8 protein-coding genes are annotated in these 6,391 nt (G+C 66.8%); 7 read left to right on the plus strand and 1 reads right to left on the minus strand.

Annotated elements, in window-relative coordinates; genetic code table 11:
* Positions 1–36: 36 nt before the first annotated feature.
* Positions 37–600, plus strand: a complete 564-nt coding sequence (gene efp / locus NK214_RS20955; RefSeq protein ID WP_048412240.1) for an elongation factor P — start codon at positions 37–39, stop codon at positions 598–600.
* A gap of 89 nt (positions 601–689) precedes the next feature.
* Here efp and NK214_RS20960 read toward each other — a convergent pair whose 3' ends face one another.
* Positions 690–1,238, minus strand: coding sequence for a cupin domain-containing protein (locus tag NK214_RS20960; RefSeq protein ID WP_107799129.1), 549 nt, complete (start codon positions 1,236–1,238; stop codon positions 690–692).
* Between the two features lie 297 nt (positions 1,239–1,535).
* Here NK214_RS20960 and NK214_RS20965 point away from each other — a divergent pair, with 297 nt between their 5' ends.
* The 6 genes from NK214_RS20965 to NK214_RS20990 form a co-directional block, all read left to right on the plus strand.
* Positions 1,536–2,420 carry a hypothetical protein gene (locus tag NK214_RS20965; RefSeq protein ID WP_253315400.1) on the plus strand — a complete coding sequence of 295 codons (885 nt, stop codon included), beginning with the start codon at positions 1,536–1,538 and terminating at the stop codon, positions 2,418–2,420.
* Between the two features lie 46 nt (positions 2,421–2,466).
* Positions 2,467–3,222 (plus strand): SDR family oxidoreductase, encoded by a 756-nt coding sequence (locus NK214_RS20970; RefSeq protein WP_253315401.1) that lies wholly within the window; start codon positions 2,467–2,469, stop codon positions 3,220–3,222.
* 12 nt (positions 3,223–3,234) lie between these two features.
* The gene (locus tag NK214_RS20975; RefSeq protein ID WP_253315402.1) at positions 3,235–4,137 is read left to right on the plus strand and encodes an alpha/beta fold hydrolase; all 903 of its coding nucleotides are present in this window, start codon (positions 3,235–3,237) and stop codon (positions 4,135–4,137) included.
* Positions 4,130–4,948, plus strand: a complete 819-nt coding sequence (locus NK214_RS20980; protein WP_107799132.1) for an IclR family transcriptional regulator — start codon at positions 4,130–4,132, stop codon at positions 4,946–4,948. Before NK214_RS20975 ends, NK214_RS20980 begins: the two co-directional genes overlap by 8 nt.
* Before the next feature lie 12 nt (positions 4,949–4,960).
* The gene (locus NK214_RS20985) at positions 4,961–5,761 is read left to right on the plus strand and encodes an SDR family oxidoreductase (RefSeq protein WP_253315403.1); all 801 of its coding nucleotides are present in this window, start codon (positions 4,961–4,963) and stop codon (positions 5,759–5,761) included.
* Positions 5,751–6,391 (plus strand): thiamine pyrophosphate-binding protein (locus tag NK214_RS20990; protein ID WP_253315404.1); only part of this gene is annotated, 641 nt, incomplete at its 3' end. The genes NK214_RS20985 and NK214_RS20990, both read left to right, overlap by 11 nt.

Genomic DNA, 6,391 nt, shown 5'->3' on the forward strand with positions numbered 1-6,391 from the left:
TTTCCGACTTCAATCAAGAGTTTGGGACTTTTAGTAATGAAAACCGCACAAGAACTCCGCGCCGGCAACGTATTCATGGTAGGCAGCGACCCGATGGTCGTGCAGAAGGCTGAATTCAGCAAATCCGGCCGCAACGCCTCCGTTGTGAAAATGAAGATGAAGAACCTGTTGACCGGCGCCGGCAGCGAAGCCGTATACCGCGCCGACGACAAGTTCGACGTCATCGTGCTGGACCGCAAGGACTGCACCTACTCCTACTTCGCCGATCCGATGTACGTGTTCATGGACACCGAATTCAATCAGTACGAAGTGGAAGCCGACAACCTGGGCGACACGCTGAACTTCATCGTCGACGGCATGGAAGAAGTGTGCCAAGTGACCTTCTACGACGGCAAAGCCATCTCGGTTGAACTGCCGACCACCGTGGTTCGCGAAGTGGAATACACCGAACCGGCCGTGCGCGGCGACACCTCCGGCAAAGTGCTGAAGCCGGCTCGCCTGGTGGGCACCACCTTCGAAGTTCAGGTTCCGGCCTTCGTCAACACCGGCGAAAAGATCGAAATCGACACCCGCACCAACGAATTCAAGAAGCGCGCCTAAGCGCCCTCTTGCTTCGCAGTGCCCAAAGCCGCCCGGCGCCATGCGCCGGGCGGCTTTTGTTTTGAGCGCAACGTGTCAGCGACAGGCCATCAGCGCTTGATCCTGGATAAGGGGTCGTCCGGCCGGTAAGTCGGCGTCATCGGCCGCGGCGATCCCACCATCACACAGAGCAAGGCGTCGTCGTCGCCCACATTCTCTTCGCCGCGGTAGATTCCCGGCGGAATCGAGATCAGATCCCGCGGGCCGACGACCGCCTCCCAACGCTCCCCTTCCAAAGATTCGCAAAACAGCTTCACCGTGCCTTGCAACACAAAGAAAATCTCCTCCGCGTCGGTGTGCAGATGCAGGGGGCCGATATGGCCGGGCGGAATCTTCATCGTGGAAAAAGTGAAGTGCACCGCCGGCACGGTATTGCCGTCGGCGGCCACCCCAGTGGCGCCGGTGCCGACATAGCGCATCTGCGCGCGGCCGTACTCCGGCTTGAAATCCGCCTGAAACTTCAAGGCGTCCCAGTCGTAACGGCGGGTGGAGCGCAACACGCAACGCGACGCCATCCACTCGGCAAAGCTCTTGCCGGCCGGCCTGGCCAAGGAAGGCAGAGCCTCCCGCACCAATTCATTCAAACGATCATTGTTCATGGTGGTCTTTCAACGGCGGGCAGCCTGCTCGCAGGCTGGAATGTCGAAACCGGAACGCAGGGCGCGGCGCTGGGCGCCCCATTTGTTCCGTCTATGAAACATGATTTCATTAATGAAATCTTCTATAGCCTAGGCAAGCCGAACCCAGGCCAAACATTAGGGAAAACCCTAATATTTTGCTCGGTTTTCACCTCATAAAGTCGATCATGTTCCACAAATAAATCCTTGTTTTATAGGTGGAACAAAAATAAAAACCGGCGCATTCAATGACGACCAGGTTTATGAGGAGAAACAGCAATGCCCCCTATCCGCCTGCCCCGTACTCGACCGTCCCGCGTCCGACGCCCCCGGACGCTGGCCGCGCTCTGCCTGGCCCTGTCCGCGCCCGCCTACGCCGCGGACTGGTCCGACACCTTCATCGGCTACCGCTTCGGCAACGCCTATCAGGAGCCCGGCAACAACCGGGACATCCGCAAACAAATCCTCACCCTCAACCACAGTTCCGCCTATCGCTTAGGCAGCAATTTCTTCGTGCTGGATTACCTGCGCTCCAACGGCGCCGACCCGTCCAGCTCCGGCGCGGACAACGGCGCCACCGAGTTCTATCTCGCCTACCGCCATCAGCTGCAATGGAAAAAGCTCAGCGGCAGCACCGCCGACTTCGGCCCGATCCGCGACTTCTCGCTGCAAGCCGGCTTCGACGTGGAAACCAAGAACTCCGCCTTTTCCCCGGCCAAACGCATGCTGGTCATCGGCCCCACCGCGCAGTTCGACGTGCCCGGCTACCTCAATCTGGCCCTGCTCTACGCGCGGGAATGGGGCGAATGCGGCCTGAACCCCTGCCGCCAGGCGGGCAACAGCAATAGCGTCGCCTTCGATCCCTTTCCGCGCCTGGAACTGGCCTGGGGCCTGCCTTTCCAGTGGGCCGGGCTGCCGCTGAAATTCCAGGGCTACGCCTTTTACAACGCAAAAAAAGGCAAGGATTACCAGAACCGGGACACCGCCGCCGAATACCTGATCCGCCCCTCGCTGATGGCCGATATCGGCCTGCTGGCCTTCAAGGCCAAGAACGCGCTCTGGCTGGGCCTGGGTTACGAGCTGCGCCGCAACACCTACGGCAACAGCGGCGGTCCCGGCATCGACACCAATACGCCCAGCCTGAATCTGGAATGGCATTTCTAATCCGCAAACGGCCTCGCGCCCACGCTAACCCTTTCAAGGAGATTTCATGCCGGACAACCTCAAGGACAGACGCATTCTGATCACCGGCGGCGCGCGCGGCCTGGGGCTCGCCTTCGCCGAGAGCGCGGCGCGCGAAGGCGCCGCGGTGGCGATAGCGGACCTGCGCCATGAACAGGCGCAGGCCCAGGCCGAACGACTGCGCGCCGCCGGGCATCAAGCCTGGGCGCTGCCGCTGGATCTGGCCGACCCGGACGCCATCCGCCGCTGCGCCGAGGACGCCGTCCAGCGCCTGGGCGGCTTGGACGGCCTGGTCAACAACGGCGCGGTCACCGATTCCGGCGGCGTCTCCGCCGCCGAGCTGGATATTGAGTGCTGGGACCGGGTGATGGCGGTGAACGTGCGCGGCGTCTGGCTGATGACCATGGCCTGTTCCCAAGCGCTGGGCGCGTCCGGGCGCGGCGCGGTGGTCAACCTCGCTTCCGACACCGCCTTGTGGGGCGCGCCGCGGCTGCTGGCCTACGCCGCCAGCAAGGGCGCGGTCATCGCCATGAGCCGCAGCCTGGCCCGCGAACTGGGGCCGGCCGGCATCACTGTCAACGCGGTCGCGCCCGGGCTGACCCTGGGCGAGGCCACCGAGCAGGTGGCGGCCAAGCGCCACCGCCACTATGTGGCGCAACGCGCGCTGGAACGGCCGCAAACCCCGGACGACGTCTGCGGCGCCGTGCTGTTCTGTCTATCCGACCTGTCCCGCTTCGTCACCGGCCAATTGCTGGCGGTCAACGGCGGTTTCGTCATGCACTGAAGGAAAACCGCCATGAGCGCACTGGACCTGCCCGCTAACGCCGATGAAACCCTGCTCCTCAAACTGCGCCGACGCTTGCGCCAATGTTTTCCGGAACGCCGGCTCCAGGTGAACGACCGCGTCGTCGCCTACCGCGAATGCGGCGCCGGCGACGCCACCATCGTGCTGCTGCACGGCATAGGCTCCACTTCGGCCAGCTGGATGGAGGTGGCCGCCGCGCTCGCCCCCCGCGCCCGCGTGCTGGCCTGGGACGCCCCCGGCTACGGCGACACCAGCCCCTTGCCGCAGGCCCGCCCCAAGGCCGACGACTACGCGCAGGCGCTGGAAGGCTTTCTCAAAGCCGCCGGCGTCACCCGCTGCGCCCTGGTCGGCCATTCCCTGGGCGGACTGATGGCCGCCGCCCATGCGCGCCGGCATCCGCAGCGGCTGGAACGGCTGCTGCTGGTCTCGCCGGCCCAAGGCTACGGCGCGGCCGATCGGCGCGCCGACGGCGCGCGCATCCGCGGCGAACGGCTGCGCGCGCTGCACGCCCAGGGCCTGGCCCAAGTGGCGGACCAGGCGCCGGCCAGGCTGCTCTCCGCCTCCGCCGACGCCGCCGCGCGCGCCTGGGTGCGCTGGAATATGGCCCAACTCAAGGAGGACGGCTACGGCCAAGCCGTCGAACTGCTGACTGGCGACGACATCGCCCGCTACGCGCCGTCGCCGCTGCCGGTGACGGTGTTCTGCGGCGAGCGCGATCTGGCCACGCCGCCGGCGGATTGCCAGGCCGTGGCCGCCGCCTTCAACGCGCCCTTCCATCTGATTCCCGGCTGCGGCCACGCCTGTCACGTGGAGGCGCCGGCGGCGCTCGCCGACTTGCTCAGCGCCGCTCTCGCCCCGTCCCACCCCCACACCAAGGAAGCCCATCATGGATGAGCAGAACCTCAACGACGCGGCCGCCCGCTATACCGTGCCGGCCCTGGAGCGCGGCCTGCGCCTGCTGGGCGAATTCAGCCGCGGCGAGCCCACGCTGAGCGCGCCGGAGCTGGCGCGCCGGCTGGCGCTGCCGCGCTCCACCGTGTTCCGCATGCTGGCCACGCTGGAACAGCTGGGCTTCATCGAACGCGCGGAAGGCGGCCGCGACTATCGGCTGGGCATCGCCGTGCTGCGCCTGGGTTTCGAATACCTGTCCTCGCTGGAACTGACCGAACTGGGCCTGCCGGTGCTGGGCCGGCTACGCGACCGGATCGGCCACGCCTGCAGCCTGGTGGTGCGCGACGGACGCTCCATCGTCTACGTCGCCAAGGTCAACCCGCCGTCCTGGATCGCCTCCAACATCAATATCGGCGCCCGGCTGCCCGCTCACGCCACCGTGTTCGGCCGCATCCTGCTGTCGGAACTGCCGCTGGAGAAACTGCGCGAGCTGTATCCGGAAGAGCATCTGGACATCCATTCCAGCCAGACCCCGCGCAACACGCTGGAGCTGTTCCACCTGCTGCAGCAAGACCGGGAGCGCACCTGCCTGGTGGGCGAAGGCTTCTTCGAAACCAATATCTCCACCGTGGCGGCCCCGGTGCGCAACCACGGCGGCGCCATCATCGCCGCCATCGGCGCCACCCTCCCCATGCCCAGGCTGGAGCCCGGCCAAGCCGATGCGCTGGCCGGCCACATCCGCGCCGCCGCCGCCGAACTGTCCCGCGCGCTGGGCCACGCCGGCGGCGGCATGGGCAAAGTCATCCACCTGTGAACGGAGCCTCCGATGAGCTTTTGCGATCTTGATCAGTCCGTCGCCGTCGTCACCGGCGGCTCCTCCGGCATCGGCCTCGCCTGCGTCGAACAATTTCTCGCCGCCGGCGCCGCGGTAGCTTTTTGCGGCCGCGATCCCGCCCGGCTGGCTCAGGCCGAAGCCCTGCTGCGGCAACGCTTCCCCGCCGCCCGGCTGCTGGCCCGCGCCTGCGACGTGCTCGACCGCGAAGCGGTCAACGCCTTCGCCGCGGAAACGGAGGCCGAGCTGGGCCCGGCGTCCATCCTGGTCAACAACGCCGGCCAGGGCCGCGTGTCCACCTTCGCCGACACCAGCGATGAAGACTGGCTGGACGAGCTGCGGCTGAAATTCCTGTCGGTGATCCATCCCACCCGCGGCTTCCTGCCGCAGCTGGAGCGCCGCGCGCCGGCCGCCATCGTCTGCGTCAACTCGCTGCTGGCCCTGCAGCCGGAACCGCATATGGTCGCCACCTCCGCCGCCCGCGCCGGCGTGCTCAATCTGGTTCGCTCGCTGGCCACCGAGTTCGCCCCGCGCGGCGTGCGCGTCAACGGCATCCTGATCGGCCTGGTCGACTCCGGACAATGGCGGCGGCGCTTCGCCGAGCGCGAGGACCCGGCGCAGGACTGGGACCAATGGAGCGCCGCGCTCGCCGCGCGCAAACAGATTCCGCTCGGCCGGCTGGGCCTGCCGCAAGAGGCCGCCCAAGCCGTGTTCTTCCTCGCATCCCCGCTCTCTTCCTACACCACGGGAAGCCATCTCGACATCTCTGGAGGCCTGTCGCGTCATGCCCGATAAACACACTGTCACCGTCGGCGAAGCGCTGGCGATCTTCCTCGAAAACTGCGGCGTCAAAGCCGCCTTCGGGGTGATCTCCATCCACAATATGCCCATACTCGACGCGCTGAACCAACGCGGCCGCATCCGTTTCGTGCCGGCGCGCGGAGAGGCCGGCGCCGCCAATATGGCCGACGCCTGCGCCCGCACCACCGGGCGGCTGGGCGTCTGTCTGACCAGCACCGGCACCGCCGCCGGCAACGCCGCCGGCGGCATGGTGGAGGCGCTGACCGCCGGCACGCCGCTGCTGCACATCACCGGCCAGATCGAAACGCCCTATCTAGACCAGGAGCTGGCCTACATCCATGAAGCGCCCGAGCAGCTCGGCATGCTGCGCGCCGTATCCAAGGCCGCCTTCCGCGTGCGCAACGCGCAAACCGCGGTCGGCGTGTTCAAACAGGCGGCGCGCGCCGCGCTGAGCGCGCCCTGCGGACCGGTCAGCATAGAAATCCCCATCGACATCCAGGCCGAGCGCATCCCGCTGCCGGCCGATCTTACGCCGCTGCCGCCCTTGATCGCAGTCCCGTCCGAGGCCGCGCTCGACGCGCTGGCGGACCGGCTGGCCGCGGCGCGCCGGCCGCTGCTGTGGCT

The organism is Chromobacterium sp. S0633, assembly GCF_024158805.1.
Lineage (GTDB): Bacteria > Pseudomonadota > Gammaproteobacteria > Burkholderiales > Chromobacteriaceae > Chromobacterium.